General features: G+C 49.4%; 21 protein-coding genes and 1 riboswitch. Of the genes, 17 read left to right on the top strand and 4 right to left on the bottom strand.

What is annotated here, in order from left to right:
* Positions 1 to 11 precede the first annotated feature (11 nt).
* Positions 12 to 851, top strand: a complete 840-nt coding sequence (locus ACUUHJ_RS30150) for a Cof-type HAD-IIB family hydrolase (RefSeq protein ID WP_289675098.1) — start codon at positions 12 to 14, stop codon at positions 849 to 851.
* A 39-nt stretch (positions 852 to 890) separates the two neighbouring features.
* Positions 891 to 1154: an HPr family phosphocarrier protein gene (locus ACUUHJ_RS30145; RefSeq protein ID WP_064200285.1), complete on the top strand. Its 264-nt coding sequence runs from the start codon at positions 891 to 893 to the stop codon at positions 1152 to 1154.
* A gap of 65 nt (positions 1155 to 1219) precedes the next feature.
* Here ACUUHJ_RS30145 and ACUUHJ_RS30140 read toward each other — a convergent pair whose 3' ends face one another.
* Entirely contained in the window at positions 1220 to 3373 is a 2154-nt protein-coding gene (locus tag ACUUHJ_RS30140; RefSeq protein ID WP_472300857.1) for a sensor histidine kinase, read from the bottom strand.
* On the bottom strand, positions 3351 to 4043 hold the full coding sequence (locus ACUUHJ_RS30135) for a response regulator transcription factor (protein ID WP_172139418.1): 693 nt from the start codon (positions 4041 to 4043) through the stop codon (positions 3351 to 3353). The genes ACUUHJ_RS30140 and ACUUHJ_RS30135 overlap by 23 nt, the downstream gene beginning before the upstream one ends.
* Before the next feature lie 174 nt (positions 4044 to 4217).
* Between ACUUHJ_RS30135 and ACUUHJ_RS30130 the strand changes: the two genes are divergently transcribed.
* Entirely contained in the window at positions 4218 to 4838 is a 621-nt protein-coding gene (locus ACUUHJ_RS30130) for a class I SAM-dependent methyltransferase (protein ID WP_472301257.1), read from the top strand.
* 19 nt (positions 4839 to 4857) lie between these two features.
* Positions 4858 to 6513 (top strand): DEAD/DEAH box helicase, encoded by a 1656-nt coding sequence (locus tag ACUUHJ_RS30125; RefSeq protein WP_472300856.1) that lies wholly within the window; start codon positions 4858 to 4860, stop codon positions 6511 to 6513.
* Positions 6514 to 6572: 59 nt separating this feature from the next.
* Here ACUUHJ_RS30125 and ACUUHJ_RS30120 read toward each other — a convergent pair whose 3' ends face one another.
* Positions 6573 to 6914 carry a DUF779 domain-containing protein gene (locus ACUUHJ_RS30120; protein WP_289675094.1) on the bottom strand — a complete coding sequence of 114 codons (342 nt, stop codon included), beginning with the start codon at positions 6912 to 6914 and terminating at the stop codon, positions 6573 to 6575.
* A gap of 3 nt (positions 6915 to 6917) precedes the next feature.
* Positions 6918 to 8438, bottom strand: a complete 1521-nt coding sequence (adh, locus tag ACUUHJ_RS30115) for an aldehyde dehydrogenase (protein WP_106779198.1) — start codon at positions 8436 to 8438, stop codon at positions 6918 to 6920.
* Between the two features lie 296 nt (positions 8439 to 8734).
* Between adh and ACUUHJ_RS30110 the strand changes: the two genes are divergently transcribed.
* The 13 genes from ACUUHJ_RS30110 (at position 8735) to ACUUHJ_RS30050 (ending at position 23828) form a co-directional block, all read left to right on the top strand.
* A complete protein-coding gene (locus ACUUHJ_RS30110) occupies positions 8735 to 8935 on the top strand; it encodes a helix-turn-helix transcriptional regulator (protein WP_047070021.1) in 201 nt (66 codons plus the stop codon).
* Positions 8936 to 8942: 7 nt separating this feature from the next.
* Entirely contained in the window at positions 8943 to 9332 is a 390-nt protein-coding gene (locus tag ACUUHJ_RS30105; RefSeq protein WP_106779201.1) for a hypothetical protein, read from the top strand.
* A gap of 106 nt (positions 9333 to 9438) precedes the next feature.
* Positions 9439 to 11166, top strand: coding sequence for a sigma-54-dependent Fis family transcriptional regulator (locus ACUUHJ_RS30100; RefSeq protein ID WP_472301256.1), 1728 nt, complete (start codon positions 9439 to 9441; stop codon positions 11164 to 11166).
* 342 nt (positions 11167 to 11508) lie between these two features.
* Positions 11509 to 11739 carry a hypothetical protein gene (locus tag ACUUHJ_RS30095; RefSeq protein ID WP_106779205.1) on the top strand — a complete coding sequence of 77 codons (231 nt, stop codon included), beginning with the start codon at positions 11509 to 11511 and terminating at the stop codon, positions 11737 to 11739.
* Between the two features lie 428 nt (positions 11740 to 12167).
* A complete protein-coding gene (locus tag ACUUHJ_RS30090) occupies positions 12168 to 13244 on the top strand; it encodes a tartrate dehydrogenase (protein ID WP_472300855.1) in 1077 nt (358 codons plus the stop codon).
* Between the two features lie 20 nt (positions 13245 to 13264).
* Positions 13265 to 14689: an aldehyde dehydrogenase family protein gene (locus ACUUHJ_RS30085; protein ID WP_472300853.1), complete on the top strand. Its 1425-nt coding sequence runs from the start codon at positions 13265 to 13267 to the stop codon at positions 14687 to 14689.
* The gene (locus tag ACUUHJ_RS30080) at positions 14686 to 15456 is read left to right on the top strand and encodes an SDR family oxidoreductase (RefSeq protein ID WP_472300851.1); all 771 of its coding nucleotides are present in this window, start codon (positions 14686 to 14688) and stop codon (positions 15454 to 15456) included. The genes ACUUHJ_RS30085 and ACUUHJ_RS30080 overlap by 4 nt, the downstream gene beginning before the upstream one ends.
* Before the next feature lie 62 nt (positions 15457 to 15518).
* On the top strand, positions 15519 to 16574 hold the full coding sequence (locus tag ACUUHJ_RS30075; protein WP_087350432.1) for a TRAP transporter substrate-binding protein: 1056 nt from the start codon (positions 15519 to 15521) through the stop codon (positions 16572 to 16574).
* A gap of 65 nt (positions 16575 to 16639) precedes the next feature.
* Positions 16640 to 17107: a TRAP transporter small permease gene (locus ACUUHJ_RS30070; RefSeq protein WP_289675086.1), complete on the top strand. Its 468-nt coding sequence runs from the start codon at positions 16640 to 16642 to the stop codon at positions 17105 to 17107.
* 7 nt (positions 17108 to 17114) lie between these two features.
* Positions 17115 to 18389 carry a TRAP transporter large permease gene (locus tag ACUUHJ_RS30065; protein WP_472300849.1) on the top strand — a complete coding sequence of 425 codons (1275 nt, stop codon included), beginning with the start codon at positions 17115 to 17117 and terminating at the stop codon, positions 18387 to 18389.
* A gap of 16 nt (positions 18390 to 18405) precedes the next feature.
* A complete protein-coding gene (locus ACUUHJ_RS30060; protein ID WP_472300847.1) occupies positions 18406 to 19770 on the top strand; it encodes an FAD-binding oxidoreductase in 1365 nt (454 codons plus the stop codon).
* Positions 19771 to 19887: 117 nt separating this feature from the next.
* Entirely contained in the window at positions 19888 to 21546 is a 1659-nt protein-coding gene (locus ACUUHJ_RS30055) for a formate--tetrahydrofolate ligase (RefSeq protein ID WP_472301255.1), read from the top strand.
* Between the two features lie 135 nt (positions 21547 to 21681).
* Positions 21682 to 21782: riboswitch (cyclic di-GMP riboswitch) on the top strand.
* A 72-nt stretch (positions 21783 to 21854) separates the two neighbouring features.
* A complete protein-coding gene (locus ACUUHJ_RS30050) occupies positions 21855 to 23828 on the top strand; it encodes a methyl-accepting chemotaxis protein (protein ID WP_289675083.1) in 1974 nt (657 codons plus the stop codon).
* The last annotated feature ends 45 nt before the right edge of the window (positions 23829 to 23873 follow it).

Raw genomic sequence — 23873 nt, 5'->3', positions numbered from 1 at the left:
ATGGAACTCGTGTGAAATACAAACTCCTCGCTTTGGATGTGGACGGAACGATTTTGATGTCGAACCACACCTTATCCAAAGTAACAGAGCGGGCCATTACCCAGTTAGTGCAGCAAGGAGTCCACGTCACACTGGCAACCGGCAGGGCATACCCATCGGCCAAATCGTTGGCGCAGCAGTTCCGGATCAGCGCACCGCTTGTTTCCCATGATGGCGCATACGTCGCAGACCCCAAGACGGATCACGTGCTGTATGTACAGCGTATTCCGCATGAGATAGCGGCGAGGATTACAGATATACTCGTATCGCATGGCTTGGATATCATGTTGCTGCATGAGGCTTATGCTGTCACGAATCGCACCTGGAAGTTGACGGATTTGTTTCCTCTGTTAAATGCCTGGACACTGCGCCAGCTCTGGAAAAATCAATACCCGCTCAAAATCCAGGCTTCGCGGTTGATAGCCGGATACGTTCGAAAACATGAGGTGTGCGCTCCGAAAATATTCGTCACGGGAGACGAGAAGCGTCTGTTGGAAGCAAGACAAGAGCTTGAGAAAGCCGAGCTTTCGGGGATTCGCGTGACGGCATCAGGCGCGAATAATTTGGAAATATTGCCTGTGGGCATCTCCAAGGCAAGTGGTCTTGCGGTAGTGAGTGAGAGGCTTTCGATTCAGCCTGACGAGATCGTTGCAGTAGGAGATAATTACAATGATGCAGAGATGCTCCAATTCGCCGGAATGGGTGTGGCGATGGGCAATGCTCCCGATGATTTGAAACAGCTGGCTCGGCATGTCACGGAAACGAATGATCGGCATGGAGTGGCGGAAGTCATCGAGAAGTTTTTCTTGTGAGAGGATTGCATGTACAAGGACAGGAAGGGAGGCGTGAAATTGATCCGAATGAATCTGGAAGTAGCCGTGAGTGGAGGTCTCCATGCTCGCCCTGCTTCTGTCTTGGTGAACCTACTCAATCAATACAGCTCGTCGGTCAAGATGATCTACAATGATAAGCAGGCTAATGGCAAAAGCATCCTCAGCGTAATGGCTCTGGGGGCAAAGACCGGAGATGAAATTATGTTTGAGGTGGAGGGGGCCGATGAGCAGGAAGTGGCTGCCAGTATTGAAGCCCTATTTGAAAGGAACTTTGCCATCTAACAGGGAGAAATTCACTTAATAAAGCCAGTGCCTGACGATCGGGCACTGGCTTTCCTATTTGATCCTTACGCGTGCTTGCGGAATACGACCGTGACTTTGAAATAATCGCCATCAATATCGATAGACAGCCTGCCGCCTTGCAGCTCTACGATGCTTTTTGCGATAGCCAAGCCGAGGCCAGAGCCTTCGGTATGACGGGATTGATCAGCGCGCTTGAACCGTTCAAACAGTTCCTGTGCATCAAAGTCGATTTCGTAGGCGGAGACATTTTTGAACGTCAGGATAACCTCGTCCTGTGTCTCTGCCAGATGGATCAGGACGCGCGTGTTCGGCATGGAATACTTCAGGGCGTTGCCGATCAGATTCTCGAATACACGCCATGTTTTCTTGCCATCCAGAGGAGCGACGATCTTCGGCTGTTCCGTCGTTACGCGGAAAGTGAGTGTCGATTGGTCGATTTTGTCACTGAATTCAGCGATGGATTGGTTGAGCAGGGAGGCTACATTCACTTGCTCGATATTCAGCTCAACCGCGCCGCTGGACATTTTGGCTGCGTCAAACAGGTCATCGATGAGGACGCGCAGTCGATCTGCTTTGCGATCCAAGACATCGACGTAGTTCTTGCGGTCCTCAGGTGTCAAATCTTCCTGCTTGAGCAGGGTAACGTAGCTGATAATCGACGTCAGCGGTGTTTTTAAATCATGAGAAACATTGGTGATCAATTCGGATTTCATGCGCTCGCTCTTCATCTGCTCTTCCATCGCGTGCTTGAGTCCCTTTGTGATGTTGTTGAGAGAGTGCGCGAGATCAGATAACTTCCCTTTTTTTACCTTCTGGATCGTAGTGTTCAGATTACCGCCAGCCATTTCGGAGGCACCTCGCATGATGCGGTTCATCAGTCCCAAGCGTCTAAGCGCGTATGGGAAAACCACGGTCATGTAAAACATGCCATACAAAAAGCTGAAAAACAGTAAGCCACCAGACCCTTCGACAAGCCCGACGAATCCGAAACCGATACTCATCCCGAACATAACAGTCAGGATGAACAACGTTGATACTTTAAAGAACATGCCGCGATTGGCATAGCTTTCTTGAAGAAGGACACGTTGTCTGGCGAAAATACTCTTTTGCCACTGCTGCGTAAATCTCTCAGGTTGGTTGTACATAAGCCATGCCTCCATGAATTGTAGAAGCAGGTAAGCAGTAAACAACGAAACGAACGTAAGGGTGAAGAAATGCTCCCCATCAATTGGCAAGAAGAAAAAGCGCACGTTCGCGATCATAATGAGATACGTGATGCCAAGCACGAACGACAGTACCATCCGAATATCCAACGGGATGAAGCGGAACAGTGCCATGCTTTTCACTACAATCGGTACTTCTAATGCTTTGCTAACTGGCAAATACCAGTAGCAGAATGCAAGGATGAGCAGAGTGCCCCCGAGCAGGACAAACTCGCCAATCAGCCGATCCCGAATGGAATCATAGTAAAGGGCATCTGTGTGGACCTGACTATATCCGTCTGGTTCTTTTGGGATATAAAAGATACCACTTAGTTGATTCAGTTGATAAGTGCGATTGATGCTTTCCAAATCCCCGTTCGTATTAGGGAGGTTAATTGTATAGCGCGCATATCGGGCCAGTTCCCATTCTGTAGGTTCTTGCGCGAGATTGGTGTAAACTTTGTTGCTCTTTTTATCGGTGACATAGTATTTGAAGGAGCCGCTTCGCAAGGTGAGGCTGTTTTTTTGTTCCTCGTACTCGGCATCTTTTTCGGCGATTCTGTTGTTCACCTGCTCCTGATAATGCAACGTTGCTTTCGCGATGTCTTCTTGCATACTTTGTGAATATTCTTCGGTTAATTGGGCGACTCTCTCCTTGTCCCCCTCACTTTTTGCCTGTTTTATCCTATCTAAGAACTGGTTATCTTCCTTAATCGTTCGAAGGGTTTCCTCATGCTCTTTTTTCAGCTGATTCGCTGTCTTCTCGTCGAGCTTTCCTGGAGTGTAGCCTGCATAATCTACATGAACCTTTTTCACCAGCTCAGCAAATGTCTCTAATTCACGATTGAAGCCTGAGCTTTGAAAATAATTATTCTCTTGGAGATTCTCGCGCTTATGGTACAGATCGGCCATCGTTAGGAGAGTAAGCGAAATACTCACGATCATAACAATGAGCACGGGCACCGCAAAGCGTTTATTTTTCGATCTTGTATCCAATTCCCCATACCACCTTCAAATATTTAGGTTCCTTCGGGTTGATCTCTATTTTTTCCCGAATGCGTCTCACGTGGACAGCCACCGTGTTTTCCGCGTTCATATAAGGCTCTCTCCAGACCCGTTCATAAATTTCCTCTATAGAAAAAACGCGACCCTTGTTTTCCATCAACAGCTCCAGGATCTTGTATTCGGTAGCCGTCAGCCTGACCTCGTTGCCGTCAATTGCTACATTTTTTGTACTCTTGTTCAAGGTCAAGCCGCGTACCTGAATCTCATCCTCTGTTATTTGAGCGCTTCCCAGATTGGTAAACCGTCTTAACTGAGATTTGACCCTGGCGATGAGCTCCAAGGGATTAAAAGGCTTCGTCACATAGTCATCGGCACCGATGTTGAGCCCGAGAATTTTATCGGTATCCTCTGACTTGGCAGACAGCATGATGATCGGGATGTTTTTTTTCTGGCGAATTTGAAAGGTGGCGGTCATTCCGTCCATTTTTGGCATCATGATGTCCATCAGGATGAGCTGGATCTCTTCGCGTTCCAGTACGTCCAGCGCTTCCTGTCCATTGCTAGCCTTGAATACGGTCATGGATTCATTTTTGAGATAGATTTCAATAGCATCGCGGATTTCTTCCTCGTCGTCGACTACGAGGACTTGATATTTGGTCATGATTCGTCCCACCTTATGAATGCATTCATGGTATTATCTTAACGCCCAGCTCTAACAAAACAGTAATGAAATGTCTTACAAATTTCTTAATAAACCCCGTTCAGGAAATGCTAGCTGATAGGATCAAGCCGATAAATAAGGTAAGATGTGAGGAAGAATACGAGAAAATTGGTGATGGCTTTGCTGGAATGGACAGGGGAGAGAATCATCCCCAAGCTGTTAAAACCTACGAATGGCATGCTGCTGGAGCATATAGCCAGATATTATTTTGCCGCACCTTATGTAAAAGGTCGAGTGCTGGATATCGCTTGCGGTACTGGCTACGGATGTCATATGATCGCAAAGGATCGAAAACGAGAGCTGACAGAACTGATCGGTGTCGATAACGATGAGGCGACGATATTTTATGCCAATCGGGAATACAACCATCAAAAGATTACGTATCAGCAGGGTGACGCGCTTGATCCAGCGCTTCCCGAGCAATTGGGGTTGTTTGATACGATTTTGAGCTTTGAGACCATTGAGCATGTCGCAGACGATTTGCTGTTTATGGATAACTTGTTTCGGATGCTGAAACCGGGTGGTACGCTCGTGCTTTCCAGTCCATTTGGCAGAGGGCGGGGCATGCAGACGAGTGAGCCCTTCCATGTTCATCAGCTGACGCCGGAAGAGTTCGCGGAGCTGTTTGTACGCTATTCTGACGTAGATATGTACTATCAGAGAGGCGTTACCTTTGAAAAAACACCTCGCGATGGCATACGGTACTTTATCGGCATGGCAGTATGTACGAAATAATAACGGATTTGATTTATGAATGGAGATGGCGAAACTGGCTGATTTTTTGGGATTGGGAATACATAAGGAACTGATAGATGCTCTACAAGCAAACGGGATTACCGAGCCTACACCGATTCAGGAAAAAGCAATTCCTGTTGTTCTGGAAGGAAAAGATGTAATCGCGCAAGCACAGACGGGAACCGGGAAGACACTCGCATTTGTCCTGCCGATCTTGGAAAACGCGGATCCACAAGCGACGCATGTTCAGGCGTTGATTCTTACCCCTACGCGGGAGCTTGCCTTGCAAATTACGGCAGAGGTAAAGAAGCTGACGGAAAAGCTGGAAGACATCCAAGTACTCGCGGTTTATGGTGGACAAGATGTCAATCAGCAACTGAGAAAGCTGAAAGGAAAAATACATGTGGTCATCGCGACACCGGGCCGTTTGCTAGATCATCTGCGAAGAGGGACGATCAATTTATCGCAGGTTTCGATGTTTGTCCTGGATGAGGCGGACCAAATGCTTCATATGGGTTTTTTGCCTGAGGTAGAAGATATTATGGCAAATACACCTTTTGAAAAACAGACCTTGCTGTTTTCGGCCACCATGTCAGAGCAGGTGCAATCTCTTGCGAAGCGCTTTATGCAAAAGCCGGAAAACATCAAAGTGCAGGGCAAGCGAATTACGTTAGATGATATTCGCCAAATTGCAGTGGAGACCACAGATCGTGCGAAGCAAGCTACACTGTGCAGTCTGCTGGATGAACAACGGCCGTTTCTGGCGGTGATCTTTTGCCGAACAAAGCGCAGAGCCAGTAAGTTAAATGCAGAGCTGCAAGGTCTCGATTATATGTCTGACGAGCTGCACGGCGATTTGTCACAGGCGAAGCGCGAGGATGTCATGAAGCGATTCCGCGAGGCTAGGATTCAGTATTTGGTCGCAACTGATGTGGCAGCGCGTGGGCTTGATGTCGAGGGAGTCACGCACGTTTTCAATTATGATATCCCGGAAGATGTGGACAGCTATATACACCGGATTGGCAGAACGGGGCGAGCCAAGGAAAAAGGGACCGCTTTTACCTTGGTAGCGCCGAAGGATTGGGGGCAGCTCAGGGAGATTGAAGAAGGGATCAATCTGTCTCTGGAGCGGCGTGAAATGGATCGCGGGGAACCGGGTGATCAAAAGAAACAGACACGACAGCAAAAGTCTGAGCCTGATCGATCCGGGAAGGGCGAGCGTCGCGGGGACAAGCAAGGTAGAGGCAAAGGGAAGCCAGCTGAGCGAAGACAGCAAGGCTCTGGGGAACGCCGAAGAGATGGGGAAGGGCGTCAACAAAAGAGCGGCGGTTTTGAGCGTAAGCCGAAGGAACGTGACCGTGTAGCAGGAGGTTTCGATCGTAAGCCGAAGGAACGTGACCGTGTAGCAGGAGGTTTCGATCGTAAGCCGAAGGAACGTGACCGAGCAGCAGGAGGTTTTGATCGTAAGCCGAAGGACGGTAATCGAGCAGCAGGAGGTACTGGACGTAAGCCGAAGGAAGGAAACCGTGCAGCAAGCGGTTTTGATCGTAAGTCTAGCGGCTCTAGCAAGAAGCCAGTATCTGCACAACGCAGTTCCGCCCGTCCAAATGCGAAACTAGGCAAAAGGACAAGCGCTGCTCCTGCAAATCGTACTTCTCGCAAAAAATCCAGATAGCAAACCAAGCAAAAAAAGACCGTTCCAGCCAACGAAGGGCGGGAGCGGTCTTCCTTTTTTTATGATTCGGGAAATACCCGTGAACGTGTGAGGAAGCGTACCCCCTCAGGCCCTTCCAGCGAAAACATTCCGCCCCGCCCATTCACGACGTCAATGATGAGCTGCGTATGCTTCCAATACTCATACTGGGCTTTGCCCATGTAGAACGGGCAGCCACCGATCTCGCCTAACAGGATGTCCTGCTCACCCACGAGAAATTCTCCGAGCGGGTAACACATGGGGGAGCTCCCATCGCAGCAGCCCCCTGACTGGTGAAACATCAGGTCACCGTGTTTGCCGCGAAGCCGTTCAATTAGTGCCAGTGCAGCATCTGTCGCGAGCACTTTTTCTGGCTGGCTCATTGATCAAAAGAAGCCCAGAGCTTGATCGCTGTAGCTGACCAGCAGGTTTTTCGTTTGTTGGTAGTGAGACAGCATCATTTTGTGTGTCTCGCGGCCAATACCGGACATTTTGTAGCCGCCAAACGCTGCGTGAGCCGGGTAAGCATGGTAGCAGTTGGTCCATACGCGACCAGCCTGGATTTCGCGGCCCATGCGGTAGGCTGTATTCGTGTCGCGTGTCCATACACCAGCACCCAAGCCATACAGCGTATCATTTGCCATGGCGAGCGCTTCTTCTGTATCCTTGAAGGTCGTTACGGAGACGACCGGACCGAAGATTTCTTCCTGGAAGATACGCATCTTGTTGTGGCCTTTAAAGACAGTTGGCTGGATGTAGTAGCCGCCCTCGAGTTCACCTGCAAGCTGTGCACGAGATCCTCCAATCAGGCATTCGGCTCCTTCTTGTTTGCCGATATCCAGGTAGGAGAGGATTTTTTCTACCTGCTCCAAAGAAGCTTGCGCGCCGATCATCGTATCTGTATCGAGCGGATTTCCTTGCTTGATATTGGCTACGCGTTGCAGGGCACGCTCCATAAATTGGTCGTAGATGCTTTCGTGGATGAGCGCGCGGGATGGGCATGTGCAAACCTCGCCTTGGTTGAGCGCAAACAGTACGAATCCTTCAATGGCTTTGTTAAAGAAGGCATCGTCTTTTGCAGCCACATCCGGGAAGAAGATGTTTGGCGATTTTCCGCCCAGCTCCAGCGTCACCGGAATAATATTTTGGGAAGCGTATTGCATGATCAAGCGACCTGTCGTCGTTTCACCCGTAAAGGCGATTTTCGCGATGCGATTGCTTGAAGCGAGAGGTTTACCCGCTTCCAGACCGAAGCCGTTCACGACGTTGACGACACCAGGAGGGAGCAGGTCGCCGACCAGCTCCATCAGCACCAAGATGGAAGCAGGTGTTTGCTCCGCTGGCTTGAGGACGACGCAGTTGCCCGCTGCCAAGGCTGGAGCCAGCTTCCAAGTAGCCATGAGGAGCGGGAAGTTCCAAGGAATAATTTGACCAACGACACCGAGTGGCTCATGGAAATGATAAGCGACCGTATCGTTATCGATTTCGGCGAGTGTACTTTCTTGAGCGCGGATCGCTCCGGCGAAGTAACGGAAATGGTCAATCGCCAGCGGGATGTCGGCCGCGAGTGTTTCACGAACGGGCTTGCCGTTTTCCCACGTCTCTGCGTTTGCCAGCATCTCCAGATTTGCTTCCATCCGATCCGCGATTTTTAACAAAATATTTGCGCGTTGTGCAACAGAGGTACGGCCCCACGCGTCTTTTGCTTCATGGGCAGCGTCCAGTGCCAGCTCAATATCTTCGGCTGTCGAGCGGGCTACCTCGCAAAAAACCTTGCCTGTTACAGGTGATACGTTTTCGAAATACTCACCTTTTACTGGCGGAACCCAATTACCCCCGATGTAGTTTTCATAACGATTTTTGAAAGTCACCTTGGAGCCGGCTTGGCCGGGCTGAGCATAGATCATTGCGAGCGCCTCCTCATTTATCACATATTTCTTTACAGTCCTCTCTAAAAGCAAGTCTTGTACCAACGTGAAAAAGCTCGAAATGACAGCGTTTTCTTGAGTAGATGAGGGTAGAAATTGTTCCATAATGGATCATGTTGTGTTCCGTATTGGGACAAAGGAGTGGATATCTGTCGGAAAATGACCGATGACGGCTAGGGGTGTAAAACATGTTTGACATGTCTCGTTGTCTTGCTCTATAGTTTGGGTGTAAAAGGTTTTTTACACCCACCTGTAAATGGAAGGTGAACAGCTCCATGAAAAATCGAATAAAGGAATTTCGAGAAAAAGGGAACATCTCGCAAGGCAGGCTGGCTGAGCTGTGCAAGGTTAGCAGACAGACGATCAATGCGATCGAGAACAACAAATACGACCCGAGCCTACAATTGGCTTTTGATTTGGCGAGCAATTTAGGGGTAACGATTGACGAGCTGTTTCAACCATACAGTGAGGAGTAGAGAAGCTATGAAAAAGTTCAACGTGATTGTTTCATCCATCCTATTGTTGGCGATTGCAGGGCACGGAGGCTATCGGTGGGTTCGTTATGAGATGCTGGATGTAAGCACAATCATTTTCGGTTGCATTGCACTGTCGTACTTGTTGAACTCGATCACCTGGGGAGACTACGAGGGCGGGAAATACAGTGAAAGTGACGAATTGGACAAGCATATCAAGACGCAAAGTGCGAGAATCGGATACTATGCGCTTATGGTGCTGTCTGCTGCGGTCCTGTTCCTGTCGGAAGGGGTTACTGCACTCAATGACATTCAAAATATTCCGTTGGCAGTTGTCGTCGGTTTGACGTTCATTGTGGCGCCAATTACGGAATTTTTCTATTCGCGGAAGTTCAGATAAATAGCAGCCAGTCGGACAAATGTGCTCGTGGTTCGACTGGTTTTTTCTATAGCAAAGACTCTCATGTTATACTGAGGGGGAATGATTTTTGGGGGAGGGAATCGTGTTGTCGACGATTGTTCAGCAATCTTGGAAGCGCTGTCAGGAATCGAACCTCAAGGCTACGGAGAAGACCAATGATCAAATCATTTCTGCCCGACGAATCAAAGAAATCATTCAGGATAATCACCCTCTGATTCGTGAGAGTCTCCCGCTTTTTAACAAGCTTGCTCCCTTTTTGTTATCGACAGAGCACATCGCACTCTTGTCTGACCGGGAAGGCAATATTATTCAAACGATCGGGGACCCGGTCTTCGCCAACCAGGCACAAAAAGTACAGCTGCAAATCGGAGCGAATTGGACAGAAAACTACAAAGGAACCAATGCGATTGGGACAGCACTGATCGCACAACAACCGATTCAGGTACAGGGAGAGCAGCATTACTTTTTGGAAAATCGCTTTCTTGCATGCTCGGCGGCACCTATTTTTTCTCCAGCGGGTGAGCTATTAGGCATCATTGACATAAGTACGCGTAAAGAATATTCTCATCCGTTTGCCCTAACCATTGCTTGCATGATCGCAGAGGCGCTGCAAAACCGCTTTTTGTTAGCAGATGCGGAGCGCGTGATTGCCTTACCAACTTCAACACGCCCAGGAGATGGTCGAGGGAAGCTGGCATTCGTCGGCTTGGATCGGGACGAGCGTATCGTGGGCCTAAATGAGGCCTCGCAACAGCAGCTCGGAAAGGAAGCCTTGGGAACAAGAGTAAGTGCGGAGCAAGAACGTGCTGGCCGTCATGTGAAAGATCATCGCCCGCGTTTTTGGTCTGCGGCACCCAACGTACAGCTGAAGCCGTTTCCGCGTCTAGCTGGTTCATGCCCGCTCTTCTTGCAGGCAAAGATGCTCGGACAAAAGGCGGCACAGGTAGATTTTCCTGTGATCATTTTGGGGGAGAGCGGTACCGGAAAAGAGCTGTTCGCTCAAATGGTCCATGAGACAGGGCCGCGTTCGCATGAGCCTTTTATTGCAGTGAACTGCAGTTCAATTCCAGAAAATTTAATCGAGAGTGAATTGTTTGGATATGAAAGTGGATCATTCACGGGAGCACATCGGGAAGGTAGAATCGGAAAGTTTGAAGCGGCGAAAAGAGGCACGATCTTTTTGGATGAGATCGGGGATATGTCTTTGCGTGCGCAAGCGGCACTTTTGCGCGTTTTGCAGGAAAAGGTCGTCACCCCGGTGGGGAGCAATCAATCCCGCCCGATTTATGCGCGGATCATTGCCGCTACGCATCGAAACCTGTCAGAGGAGATCAAGGCGGGACGTTTTCGGGCTGACCTGTACTACCGGCTCAAAGGAGTCTCCATTCATTTGCCGTCGTTGAAAAAGCGCAGTGATATCATCCAGGTGGCGGAGCATCTATTACAGCAGATCGACACAGAACAACCGTACATACTGAGCACGGAGGCAAAGGATAAGTTGCGTGCTTATTCGTGGCCGGGCAATATCCGGGAACTGCAAGGCGTGCTGATTCAAGCGGTGTTTTTGGCAGAGGGGAACACCATTGATTGCGATCACATCCAGTTGGAGGGATTGATGGAAGCCGATACGTCTAAGTCTGCGGATCATGACATTCCTTCGTTGCGAGAAACAGAGAGAAAAGCGATCAAAAAGGCGCTCGAGAAAAGTGGCGGTAATGTAAGCAAAGCGGCCAAAATGCTGCAAATCGGACGCAATACCTTGTATCGCAAAATAGAAGAATACCAGATTGGGGCACCGATTAATCAGGAATAGTCATAATGGCGTACATCCGAGATACGAGTAATTCTGGGTCACACACTTACAAAAAATGGTGATTGCATCTAAATGAAGAAGGACGATACAAAGCAGCACAAGAGGGGATAGACAGTGATAGCAGTCGTTCAGACGTTAAAATTGCGATTGATGAGTTATACAAAAGCGGAAAGCTTAAAAAAATAAATAAACCAAACAAAAAAGAGAGTACCTGGACACTAGAGAGATTTACAGGTAAAGAAGAGGATTATGCAGATCAAGATCTTCCCCCCTACTACGTAAGAAAAAAGAGAATCAGGAATAATCATTCCTGATTCTCCTTTTTGAAAGAAGGTGATATTTATGAAGAATAAATTAATCGTGTCTTTGGCTGCAACAGCAATAGTTATGGTGCTAGTATTTGGATTTTTATATGTGGGGACTGGAAATGATTACTATAGATACTCTGATGGACCATCTTCAGAGCAGATAGAAGCTTTAAAGAGTAATAAAATTGATTATATGATTAAAGAAGACGGATCTTTATGGATAAGAAGAAGTGATGAATTGAAAGTAGCACAATGTTGTACATAGTTATGTTGAGTAACCAAAATGAGAGATACAACAGCAACCGGATTTATGAATGGTTGCTGTTTCTTTTCCATCAAAGGAAAGCCGTAGCACATCTAGGGGTACAGCCGAGATACGAGTAATTTTGGGTCGCAAGCTTACAGCAATTGTCATTTTTCGAATACAGTTTGTGGCATGGCGGGAGAATTCGATAAAATCACCATTTGGAAATAAAAGTAAGACAATGTCGCTTGGCGTGAACAAATGTTGCAATGGGTGTTGCAACATTTTGTTGCGTTATCTTGCAATGTCACCATTCGAGTGATGCATGGAGTGGAACGGATGGAAGACTTTTATCCGGTCAGGGTGCATGATACGGAGCTTGGCATTAATCATGCAAGTGGATAGTGTGGTGTGAAGTCGAAAAATTTAGATTTTTAGGAGGGAGACCGTTGCTATACTATTCCATTGCAGTAATTCCAGGAGACGGAATCGGTCCCGAGGTCATGGAAGAAGGTCTGAAGGTGCTGGGAGCCATAGAAGAGAGTCACGGCGGCATTCGGTTTGCCCGTGATGTCATGGATTGGAACTGTAGCTACTATCTCCAACACGGCAAAATGATGCCGGAGAATGGACTCCACATTTTAAAAGACTATGATTTGATTCTGCTTGGTGCAATCGGTGCGCCTGAGGTACCTGACCATGTCTCTGTGTGGGAGTTGATCTTGCCGATTCGACGGGCATTCCAGCAGTATGTGAACCTTCGCCCGGTCAAGCTGCTCAAAGGTCTGGAAAGCCCTCTTCGCTATAAGGACCATGCCGATCTCGATTTCGTCGTGGTGCGGGAGAATACAGAGGGTGAGTACTCCAATATGGGCGGGCGGATGCATCAGGGGACACCGTACGAAATGGCGGTGCAAAACAACGTATTTACCCGGTATGGCACAGAGCGCATCCTCAAGTACGCTTACGCACTGGCGGAAAAGCGTTCGAAAAAGAGCGTGACCGCAGCAACGAAGTCCAATGGCATCAACCATTCCATGCCGTTTTGGGATGAGATCGTCAAGGAAGTCAGTCAGGAATACCCGGGAATCCAGACCAATCTGTATCACATCGACGCACTCGCTGCCTATTTCATCACGCGACCAGAAACGTTTGACGTCGTTGTCGCGAGCAACTTGTTTGGGGACATTTTGACTGATCTCGGGGCGGCAATCGTTGGAGGTTTGGGCTTGGCTCCTTCTGCGAACATCAATCCGGAGCGCAAGTACCCTTCCATGTTTGAGCCCATTCACGGCTCTGCGCCAGATATCGCGGGCAAAGGAATCGCCAATCCGATCGCACAAGTATGGAGCATCGCCATGATGATGGATCATCTCGATCTGCCAGAGCTCAGTGCTGTCATCATGAACGCTATCGAAAACGTTTTGCAAGATGGTAAGGTGCTCACTCCTGATCTTGGGGGGGCGGCGACCACAAAAGAATTGGGAGACGAAATCGTTCGCCACATCTATCAAACAACGAGATAAATATGAGGGAGGAAGAGGACATGGAAGCGAGATCGTATGATTTGTACATCGGTGGAGAATGGGTGAAGACCGAGAGCTACATCCCCGTCCTTCATAAATACACAGGCGAGTGCATCGCGCGTATTGCCAAGGCTGAGCAGCAGCATGTAACAGAAGCGGTGGAAGCTGCGTGGGAGACGTTTAAGACGGACAAATTGACTCCTTTTCAACGATACAAAATCTTGCTGAAAGCCTCTGAGCTCATGGAGGAACGCCGGGACGAGATGGAGCGATCCTTGATTCGTGAAGTGGGCAAAACACGCAAGGACGCGAGGAATGAGCTGGATCGGACGATCAATACACTGCGCTTGTCAGCAGAGGAAGCCAAGAAGATTCACGGGGAAATGATTCCGCTACAAGCAACGGAAGGCTCGGAAAACCGTCTGGGCTTTACCATTCGGGTGCCAAAAGGAGTAATCGGCGCTATTACGCCGTTTAACTATCCCTTGCTGCTCAGCACGCACAAGATCGCGCCAGCGCTTGCCGCAGGAAATACGCTGGTGGTTAAGCCAGCTACAGTCACGCCTATCGCAACCTTTCTGTTGGTGGAAATCCTGGAGGAAGCGGGCCTGCCAAAAGGCTATGTAAATATCGTGACAGGGGCAGGCAGTCAGGTAGGGGAATGGCTGCTGGATGAAGAGCGCATCGCCATGTACACCTTTACCGGGTCAGGAGAAGTCGGTCGCCGCATCAAGGAGCGAAGTGGCATGCGTCCCGTTGCGCTGGAGCTCGGCAACAACTCTCCCAATATCGTGCACCTCGATGCAGATTTGGAGCTGGCAGCCCGTCAAACAGCCGCCCGCAGCTTTCACAATGCTGGCCAGGCGTGCATTGCTGTTCAGCGCATTTACGTGCATGAATCGGTTATGCAGGCGTTCAGCGGCTTGTATATCTCGCATGTCCATCAGTTGAAGGTAGGGAACCCGGAGGACCCGGAGACGGATGTCGGACCGATGATCAGTGAAAAAGAAGCGAGACGTACAGAGGAATGGGTACAGGAAGCAATTAGCCAAGGGGCCAGATCGCTTTTGCCTGTCAAACGGGAGGGGGCTCTCTTTTATCCGGCTGTGTTGGTGGATACAAGGCCAGAGATGAAGGTGGTTTGCCGGGAAGTGTTCGCGCCCGTCGTCACGATCATTCCGTACAGTGACCTTGAAGATGCTTTTACACAAGCCAACGATTCGGAGTACGGTTTGCAGGCGGGGATTTTTACCCGTGATTTAAACGTCGCGATGAAAGCGGCACGCGTGCTGGAGTACGGCGGCGTAGTGATCAACGACGTTTCGACCTACCGCAATGACATCATGCCATACGGCGGAATCAAAAACAGCGGACTGGGCAAGGAAGGTCCACGTTACGCAGTCGAAGAGATGACCGAAGAGCGAATGGTGGTGATCAACCTATGAGCGGGCAGCTTTTGCAAGGAAAAACGGCGATTGTAACAGGGGCTGGGTCTGGAATGGGTAAGGCCATTGCGAAGCTTTTTGCGGACGAGGGAGCCAACGTCATCCTGGCTGATTTGAACAAAGAGGCGGCAGTAGCGGTCGCCCAAGAGCTGCCACAAGGGAAAGGTCATGCGGTGCAAACAGATGTGGCAGACGATACGAGCGTCGCTGCACTCGTGAAGGAGACGCTCGAAGCGTACGGCTCGATCGATGTCCTGATCAACTGCGCGGGTGTTCCCCAAGCGTTTACTCCCATTGAGGAGCTGACCCTGGAGCAGTGGGATCGTATCCTGTCTGTGAACACGAAGTCGATCTTTTTGACGACAAGGCATGCGGTTCCTTACATGAAGGAGAAGGGGAAAGGCAGCATCATCAACATCGCTTCGATTGCCGGGATCAGAGCCCGTCCGGGGCTGAATGCGTACTGTGCGTCCAAAGGGGCTGCTATCATGTTGAGCAAGGCATTGGCGATTGAGCTTGCCCCTTTTCAAATCCGGGTCAATGTCATCAATCCAGGGCCGGCAGAGACGCCGATGCTGGGCAAGTTTATCAATGGAGATGAAGCGGAAGTAGAAGCTGGGAAAAAGGATATTTTCATCAGCAGTGTTCCATTGGGCATGTTGATTCAGCCGGAGGATATCGCGCAGGCGGCTCTCTATTTGGCTTCTGATCTATCTAAAATTGTCACGGGCGAGGTTATGAATGTAGACGGTGGAAGGGGCATCTAGTAAAATGGACTAAATTTTCATATTATTTTAAAAATAAGAGAATCAACTGGGGGTACTATCGCATGTTTCGGAAGAAGGGGAGCTTCGTACTAGCGAGCATCATGTCTGTGTCTTTATTTCTAGCGGCGTGCGGAGGAGGAGGCGGTCAACAGACTGCTCCGCCTGCTGGACAAGCTGGGGGGACTGAAGCGTCGAAAAGTGACGGACAAAGCTATGTATTCAAAGCAGGGCATTCACTGACAGAGGATCATCCATACCATTTGGCGTTGAAAAAAATGGCTGAGGATGTCGACAAGCGCTCGAACGGAAAAGTAAAAATCGAGGTGTATCCGTTGAGCCAGCTAGGAGCGGAGCGTGAATTGACAGAGGCGCTGACCTTTGGAACGGCGGATATGTCGATTACCTCGACTGCGCCTGTGATGAACTTCCATCCGAAGCTGGGCGTGCTGGATCTTCCGTTCTTGTTTGAGAGCCGTGAGCAGGCGTACAAGGTACTCGACGGACAAGTCGGACAAGACCTGCTCAAGGATTTGGAAAACGCCAATCTGGTCGGGCTGGCTTGGGCTGAAAACGGCTTCCGCCATATAACGAACGGTTCAAAGGTGATCAAGAAGCCGGAGGATGTGGCAGGGCTGAAGATACGCACGCAGGAAAATCCGATTCATCTGGCTGCATTCGAAGCATTGGGAGCGAAGCCGACCCCGATGGCTTGGACAGAGGCGCTGACGGCGCTGCAACAAGGAGTCGTCGATGCCCAGGAAAATCCAGCGATTGTCGCGCAGACCTACAAGTTGTATGAATCCAAGCAAACGCAAATGGCCCTCACCGGGCATGTCTACTCAGCGGCGATGATCTTGTTCAGCAAGCCTGTATGGGATAAGCTCCCGGCAGATGTCCAGCAACTTCTTGCCGAGGAAGCCAAAAAAGCGGGACAGTACGAGCGCGAGTTGATGATCAAGATGGAAGAAGAGGCTATTTCCACTATTAAAGCAAAAGGTGTAGTCATTACCGAAGACGTGGATAAGCAAGCTTTTCGCGATGCGATGAAGCCTGTCTATGACAAGTTTTCCGGGCAGTTCGGCAAAGAGCTGGTGGATCAAATTGTAAATACAAAATAAACGGCAGAAGGGAGACGAGCCACTCTGGCTTTTCTCCCCTTTTTTCCTGCGAAAGGAGATTGTGTGTGGGCAACCTTGTTTCCAAAATAAACAGCATCCTTCGTTTTTTCATTATTGCCCTGCTGGCTATTATGGTGATCGCTGTCTTTCTGCAGGTGCTTTTCCGTTTTTTGCTCGACCAGCCCTTGGCCTGGACGGAGGAATTGGCTCGGTATTTGCTGATCTGGATCACGTTTCTGGGATCAGCGTACGCAATGTCGATCAAAGCACACATCGGTACGGAATACATTCAAAAGTACTTGTCGCCTGGCATGAACAAGCTGGTGCTGATCATTGCCGCTTTGTGTAGTCTGGTCTTTTTTTACGTCATGGTTCAGCAAGGTTACTTGTTATCAGCGAGAAGCATGACACAAACCTCACCCACTCTGCTCGTTCCAATGGGCTATGTATACATGGTGATTCCGATCAGCGGTGCCTTACTCATCATGAACGTGATCCATGTGACATGGAAAGACATTACCGGGAAGGAGTGACCAGATTGTGGGTACGATTTTATTTTTAACATTGTTGGTGCTCCTGATTGTGAACGTACCGATCGGGGTGGCACTGGGATTGTCTGTCGTTGTCGTGTTTATGCTGGAGGGGAACATTCCTCTTTTGGTTGTGATTCAGAAAATGTTTAACGGGACAGATTCCTTCCCATTGATGGCGATCCCGTTCTTCCTCTTGGCAGGAAAGCTGATGGAAACAGGCGGAATCTCTGCGAGGCTGATTCGTTTTGCGAATACGATTGTCGGGAACCTTCCGGGAGGATTGGCTATCGTGGCGGTCATGGGTTGTACCTTTTTTGCAGCGATATCGGGTTCTTCTGCCGCAACAACGGCAGCCGTAGGGGGGATTTTGATCCCGCACATGGTTAAAAAAGGGTATCATGTCCGGTTTTCTGCGGCCTTGCATGCAACAGGGGGAACGATCGGTGTCATGATTCCTCCGAGTGTGCCAATGGTTTTGTACGGGGTAGCAGCGAGTGCCTCGATTAGCGACTTGTTTATTGCCGGGATCGGACCGGGTATTCTCGTAGCGATCTCACTGATTCTGTACTCGTATTGGATCAGTAAGAAAAACGGCTGGGGTGGCGGTGAAAAGCATACGCCCAAAGAAATATGGGAGGCATTCAAGGACGCCATTTTGGCGATTCTCATGCCGATCATTATCCTTGGCGGTATATACGGAGCCATCTTTACTCCGACAGAAGCAGCAGTGGTAGCCGTGATATACGGTCTGGTTGTCGGGCTTTTCGTCTACCGGGAGATCAAGTGGAGGGACTTGGGGGAAATATTCGCGGGCTCTGCCAGCATGACAGCGGTCATCATGCTTATTATCGCGACCGCCAATGCATTTGGCTATCTGATGACGAGGGAAAACATCCCGCAAGAAATTGCGCAATTCATGCTGGGGATTACCGACAGCACGATCATTACGTTGCTCATCATTAACATCTTGCTGCTCATTTTGGGGACGTTTATGGAAACGGCGGTTACGATCATTCTCCTGACCCCGATCCTTTTGCCGATCACGAATTCTTTGGGCATTGATCCGGTGCTATTTGGGGTGATCATGGTCGTCAACTCCGCCATCGGTATGCTGACGCCGCCGGTTGGGATCAATTTGTTGGTAGCAGGAAATATTGCAAAGCTCCAGAATACGGAGATTGAGCGAGCGGTGATCCCGTTTTTGGTCATCATGATCGTCGATTTGATGCTCATCACCTATATTCCTGAAATCAGCTTATTCCTTGTCAACTTGAGCAAGTAACGGAGGGGGAACCAACGTGGATTACAAGCAAGCGTTAGTGGGATTGCTGGGGGAAGAACGAGTATCAACCAACCCCACTATACTGGAGCATCACAGCCATGATGAATCGTACCATACCCCGCATCTTCCGGATGTGGTCGTGTTTCCGCAGACGGCAGAGGAAGTCAGCCAAATCATGAAGCTGGCAAACGAAAAGCGCATTGCGGTAACGCCGTTTGGCATGGGAAGCAGTCTGGAAGGCCATGCGATTCCTTATGCGGGCGGAATCAGCATGGATTTTTCCTTGATGAACCAAGTGCGGGAGGTGCGACCGAAGGATTTCCTCGTGAGAGTCCAGCCAGGTGTGACGCGCACCCAGCTCAATAAAGAGTTGAAAAAGCACGGATTGTTTTTCTCCGTCGATCCTGGCGCGGACGCGACTTTGGGTGGGATGGCTGCTACAAACGCCAGTGGAACGACTTCTGTTCGCTATGGCGTGATGCGTGATCAGGTTCGCGATCTGGAAGTGGTGACGGCGGACGGACGTATCATCCGTACAGGGAGCATGACAGCCAAGTCCTCCTCAGGCTACCATCTTACTGGGCTGTTTGTCGGGTCGGAGGGAACGCTTGGTGTATTCACAGAGCTGACCTTGCGTGTTTACGGCATCCCTGAGGCGACAACGGCGGCGCGTGCCAGCTTTCCTTCTGTTCAGGATGCTGTCGATACCGTCGTAGATATTCTCGGAGCGGGTATTCAAGTAGCGCGAATTGAACTGGTTGATGAACGTTCCATCCAACAAGTGAATCTGTACAAAGAAACGAGCTACCCGGAAGCACCGACGCTGTTTATCGAGTTCCACGGAAGTGAACAAGGACTCGCGTATGATATCGATCTTGCGCAGTACATCGCCGATGGACATGGCTGCACACAGTTTCTCTTTGAAACCGATTCAAAAGCGAGGGCGCAGCTCTGGGACGCTCGTCATAACCTGGCGTATGCCTTCCTGCACAAATCCCCCGGGAAAAAGCTGATGGTGACAGATGTTTGCTTGCCGATTTCTGAGCTGGCAGGGGCCGTTGTGGACGCCCGACAAGCCATTGATCGCGCTGGGCTGGATGGAGCGATTGCAGGGCATGTCGGGGATGGGAACTATCACGCCATCCTCATGATCGACCTGAATGACCCCGAAGAAGTTGCGCGTGCCGAGGAAGTAAATGCGCATCTGGTGGAGTACGCATTGAGTCGGGGAGGAACCTGCACCGGAGAACATGGTGTGGGTGTGGGGAAAATCAAATACCAGCGCAAGGAACATGGAGAAGCACTGGACGTCATGCAAGCCATGAAGCATGTGCTGGACCCGAACGGCATTTTGAATCCGGGAAAAATTTTCGGGAAATAACAGAGAGCCTGCATTCTGAACGTTTGTCGGAATGTGGGCTTTTTCTTTTGCGTAATGTGTCGAAGAGGAGAGGAGAAAGGATGATTATGCAGAATGTAGAAGATTGGTAACTGGTGTATTACATTCAGGTGTGGCAGGGAGGCAAAAATGAAGTCTATTGTTGAAATTGCCAAGAGTGCAGGTATCGAAGAACAGCATTTGGAGCTATACGGAAAGTATAAAGCCAAACTATCAGATGAACTATGGGAGCAAGTGAAGGATCGCCCTAATGGCAAACTGATTCTGGTTACAGCGATGAACCCCAATCCGGCGGGAGCAGGCAAGACGCTCACGACGATTGGTCTGTCACAATCTTTAAATCATCTCGGGAAGAAAACAATGGCAGCACTTCGCGAGCCGTCCTTGGGTCCTTGCATGGGGATCAAAGGAGGCGCAACTGGAAGCGGCCAGGCACAAATTCTCCCGGCAGATGAAATTAACCTGCATTTTACAGGGGACATTCACGCGATTACAGCTGCACATAACTTGTTGGCAGCGATGATCGACAATCATATTTTCCATGGCAATCCGCGCGGGCTCAATCCAAAGAAAATCGTCTGGAAACGAGCTATGGACATGAACGACCGCGCACTGCGAAACATCGTGGTTGGTCTGGGTGAAGGCAATGGAATGACGCGTGAAGATGGCTTCATGATTACGACAGCGTCGGAAATCATGGCGATCTTATGCTTGAGTGAGAATCTAGCAGACTTGCGCGAGCGGTTGAACCAGATCATTATTGGCTACGATTTCAATGATCAGCCTGTACGGGCAGAAGAAATCAACGCGGTGGATGCGATGTGTGTTCTCTTGAAGGAAGCCATCAAGCCCAATCTCGTACAGACAATCGAGGGAACCCCCGTCATCATTCACGGCGGACCTTTTGCCAATATCGCGCATGGGTGCAGCAGTGTGATCGGAACCAAAATGGCCTTGAAGCTGGCAGATTACGTCGTAACAGAGGCTGGATTTGGTGCCGACTTGGGGGCCGAGAAGTTTTTTGACATCAAGTGCAGAAAAGCAGGTCTGACTCCGTCGGCTGCTGTCGTGGTGATTACGGTTCGTTCGTTGAAATACAACGGCGGGGTAAAAGTACCTGACTTGGCAGTGGAGAACTTGTCTGCTCTGGAAAAAGGCTTCGAAAACGTCAAGCGACATCTGGAAAACCTACAGAAGTTCGGTGTGCCAGCAGTGGTTGCCATCAATCATTTTGCGACAGATACCCAAGCAGAGATTGATGCTGTCATTGCACTGTGCCAAGCGGCTGGAGCCGAAGCAGCGCTCTCTAAAGTGTGGGCAGAAGGAGGAGCAGGCGGAGTCGAGCTGGCTGAAAAAGTAATTCGAGCAGCAGAACTGCCTTCGTCCTTCCGATTCTTGTATGAGGAAAACCTCAGCATTAAAGACAAGATTGAGACTGTCGTGAAAGAAGTATACCGTGGATCAGGAGTTGTCTTTTCGCCGTTGGCATTAAAAACGATGCAAAAGGTAGAAGAAATGGGCATGTCCCATCTGCCTGTGTGCATGGCGAAAACACCTTACTCTTTTACGGATCGTGCTGATCTGTTGGGGGCACCTGTAGACTTCTCGATTCAAGTGAGCGAAGTGCGCATATCAGCAGGAGCTGGTTTCATCGTGGCACTGACCGGAAGCCTGGTTACCATGCCAGGCCTCCCGAAAAAGCCGGCTGCGGAATCGTTATATGTAGACGAGGATGGCCAAGTGATTGGATTAAGCTAATCAAAAAGTGTGACAAAAAGCTGACAGCTGTAAAAGGTTGTCAGCTTTTTTTCCATTTTGAGGTTTATTGGCGGAAAGTTATGGGAAATGAAAGGTGAGATTGAAAAAAAGTGAACTTAATTGAAAAACAACAAGGAATGACAAAGGCAAACTTGCTGAAAGGCAGGGACGCAAAGCCACGGGTCTAAGGACGAAGGTCAAATGACTTTCGCAGCTAGGACAGCCGGGTTGCCATACCGTAGTCATGATGGGCTGTCGGTAGGCAGTCTTTTTTTTGTTGAAAAAAGAGAAGGGAGAAGGGATTCGGTATGAAAAATAGTTTGAAGAATAAGCTAATTATCGTTTTGTGCCTGCTGCTGGTGATAAGTTTGGGTACGGTTTGCGGTGCAAGCTATTGGAGTGCTTCCAACCTTTTGGCAAACAGTCTGGACAAAGAAGCTGAGCTGTCAGCTAGCAATCTCTCGATTCGTATCGATGGTTTCTTTCAAGAGAAAATTGAGATTGTAAGAGCGATAGGAGGGTTGATGTCGGCAGATCAAAATGTCGAACAAGACCTGAAACTCATTCAAGAAGCCCAAAAGAAAAACCCCGAGTTTGAGACGTTCTTCTTTTCGCATGACTTAAGCGGTAAGAAAGTGATCAATTTCAAGGGAGAAGTGACCGACATCTCGGATCGTCCGCATATTAAGGAGGCCAGCAAAGGGGAAGGGAAGGTTGTTGTCTCCGAGCCAGTCATTTCGAAGCGGACAGGGAATAACATCGTGACACTTGTCGTTCCATTGATGAAGGACAATCGTCAATACGGCTATATCGGTTCAACGATTCCAATCAATGAGATCCAAAAGAAGGTGTCCGAAGAGAAATTTGGCCAATCAGGCTACGCCTTTTTAGTAAGCAAAACAGGAACATTTATTTATCATCCGAATAGCGAGTACATTCTGAAGGAATCGATTCTCAATTTGGGTATTCTTGAACTTCAGACTGCTTTTGAAGATATCAAGCAAGGGAATCATGGAATCGCCCAATACGAATACGAGAATACAGAGCGATTTGCTTCCTATGCGCCAACCAATTTGAACTGGGGGATATTCATCACTGCACCCGTAGCGGAGCTACATGCACCTGTCGATCAACTGTTAGTCCGATTGACGGTTATTTCCCTCATCGTATTGGCGCTTGGGGTTGTCCTCGTTTATTTCTTGGCTGTACGCATGGTGAAACCGATTGAGCGTCTGAATCACGCAGTAAATGTAGTGGCGCAGGGGAATTTGAAAGAGACCGTGACGGTTGACGGAAAAGACGAGATTGCGGTTCTGTCCCGTGACTTTAACCAGACGGTATCACACTTGAAAAATTTGATCGAAGACGTATCACTGTCGTCTGATCAAGTTCAGCGTTTTAGTCAGGAAGTCTCCGAAGGCATTAAACAAGCGACGGATAACATCAACCAAATCGGCTTGTCTATCGAACAGATTTCTGAGGGAGCAGAGGCGCAGGCATCCAGCTCGCAGGAAGTCGCATTGTCGATGACTGACATGGCAGCAGGCATCGTGAAAATCGCGGAGACGTCTGCACATGTTTCTGAGGCTGCCCAGATCGCAACAGAGCAGGCTGAGCAAGGGACTGCTGTGGTAGAGCAGGCAGTTCGCCAGATGGGAAGCATTGGCGAGGGAACTTCGAAGGCGACTGTAGCCATCGAGCAGCTTAACAATCGCTCCAAAGAAATCGAAGGCATTCTCGATACGATCAGTCAGTTGACCTCGCAAATCAATTTGCTTGCCTTGAACGCTTCGATTGAGGCAGCACGTGCTGGCGAGCATGGACGTGGGTTTGCTGTAGTTGCTGGTGAAGTGAAAAAACTGGCGAACCAATCCGAAGAATCCGCATCGAAAATTGCAATGCTGATCGGGGAAATCCAGCAGGATACTCATCACGCAGTAGAGGTTATGACCGAGGGTAACCAAAACGCACAGCAAGGTATCCAACTGGTCGAAGAGGTTCGCGAAATCTTCGAGCATATTTTGGAATCTTCCCGGAACGTTGCCGCGCACATTTTGGAAGTATCCGCAGCATCTGAGCAAATGTCAGCAGGCTCCCAACAGGTGAGTGCTTCTGTAGACGAAATGCATAACATTGCAAAGCATGCTTCACTCGACGCACAAACAGTGGCAAGGGCAACCGAAGAGCAGCTTCAAGCCATCCAAGAAATTGGCAAGTCTGTCGAGCATTTGAACGCAGTGGCGGAAGAATTACAGCAAGGAATCGGCAGGTTTACGGTATAAGAAGCAGCTCATCAGGTTGTAAGTCCTCTTTTTGAAAGGGGGGAT

This window comes from Brevibacillus schisleri (genome assembly GCF_055685845.1).
This window is presented reverse-complemented; position numbering and strand designations above follow the sequence as displayed.

What these genes read in the sequence shown, in the direction of transcription:
- ACUUHJ_RS30135 (WP_172139418.1), bottom strand. Translation starts at nt 4,043, where the DNA reads ATGACCAAATATCAAGTCCTCGTAGTCGACGACGAGGAAGAAATCCGC.
- ACUUHJ_RS30085 (WP_472300853.1), top strand. Translation starts at nt 13,265, where the DNA reads ATGGAAGCGAGATCGTATGATTTGTACATCGGTGGAGAATGGGTGAAG.
- ACUUHJ_RS30105 (WP_106779201.1), top strand. Translation starts at nt 8,943, where the DNA reads ATGAAAAAGTTCAACGTGATTGTTTCATCCATCCTATTGTTGGCGATT.
- ACUUHJ_RS30125 (WP_472300856.1), top strand. Translation starts at nt 4,858, where the DNA reads ATGGAGATGGCGAAACTGGCTGATTTTTTGGGATTGGGAATACATAAG.
- adh (WP_106779198.1), bottom strand. Translation starts at nt 8,438, where the DNA reads ATGATCTATGCTCAGCCCGGCCAAGCCGGCTCCAAGGTGACTTTCAAA.
- ACUUHJ_RS30120 (WP_289675094.1), bottom strand. Translation starts at nt 6,914, where the DNA reads ATGAGCCAGCCAGAAAAAGTGCTCGCGACAGATGCTGCACTGGCACTA.
- ACUUHJ_RS30050 (WP_289675083.1), top strand. Translation starts at nt 21,855, where the DNA reads ATGAAAAATAGTTTGAAGAATAAGCTAATTATCGTTTTGTGCCTGCTG.
- ACUUHJ_RS30130 (WP_472301257.1), top strand. Translation starts at nt 4,218, where the DNA reads ATGGCTTTGCTGGAATGGACAGGGGAGAGAATCATCCCCAAGCTGTTA.
- ACUUHJ_RS30110 (WP_047070021.1), top strand. Translation starts at nt 8,735, where the DNA reads ATGAAAAATCGAATAAAGGAATTTCGAGAAAAAGGGAACATCTCGCAA.
- ACUUHJ_RS30075 (WP_087350432.1), top strand. Translation starts at nt 15,519, where the DNA reads ATGTTTCGGAAGAAGGGGAGCTTCGTACTAGCGAGCATCATGTCTGTG.
- ACUUHJ_RS30095 (WP_106779205.1), top strand. Translation starts at nt 11,509, where the DNA reads ATGAAGAATAAATTAATCGTGTCTTTGGCTGCAACAGCAATAGTTATG.
- ACUUHJ_RS30080 (WP_472300851.1), top strand. Translation starts at nt 14,686, where the DNA reads ATGAGCGGGCAGCTTTTGCAAGGAAAAACGGCGATTGTAACAGGGGCT.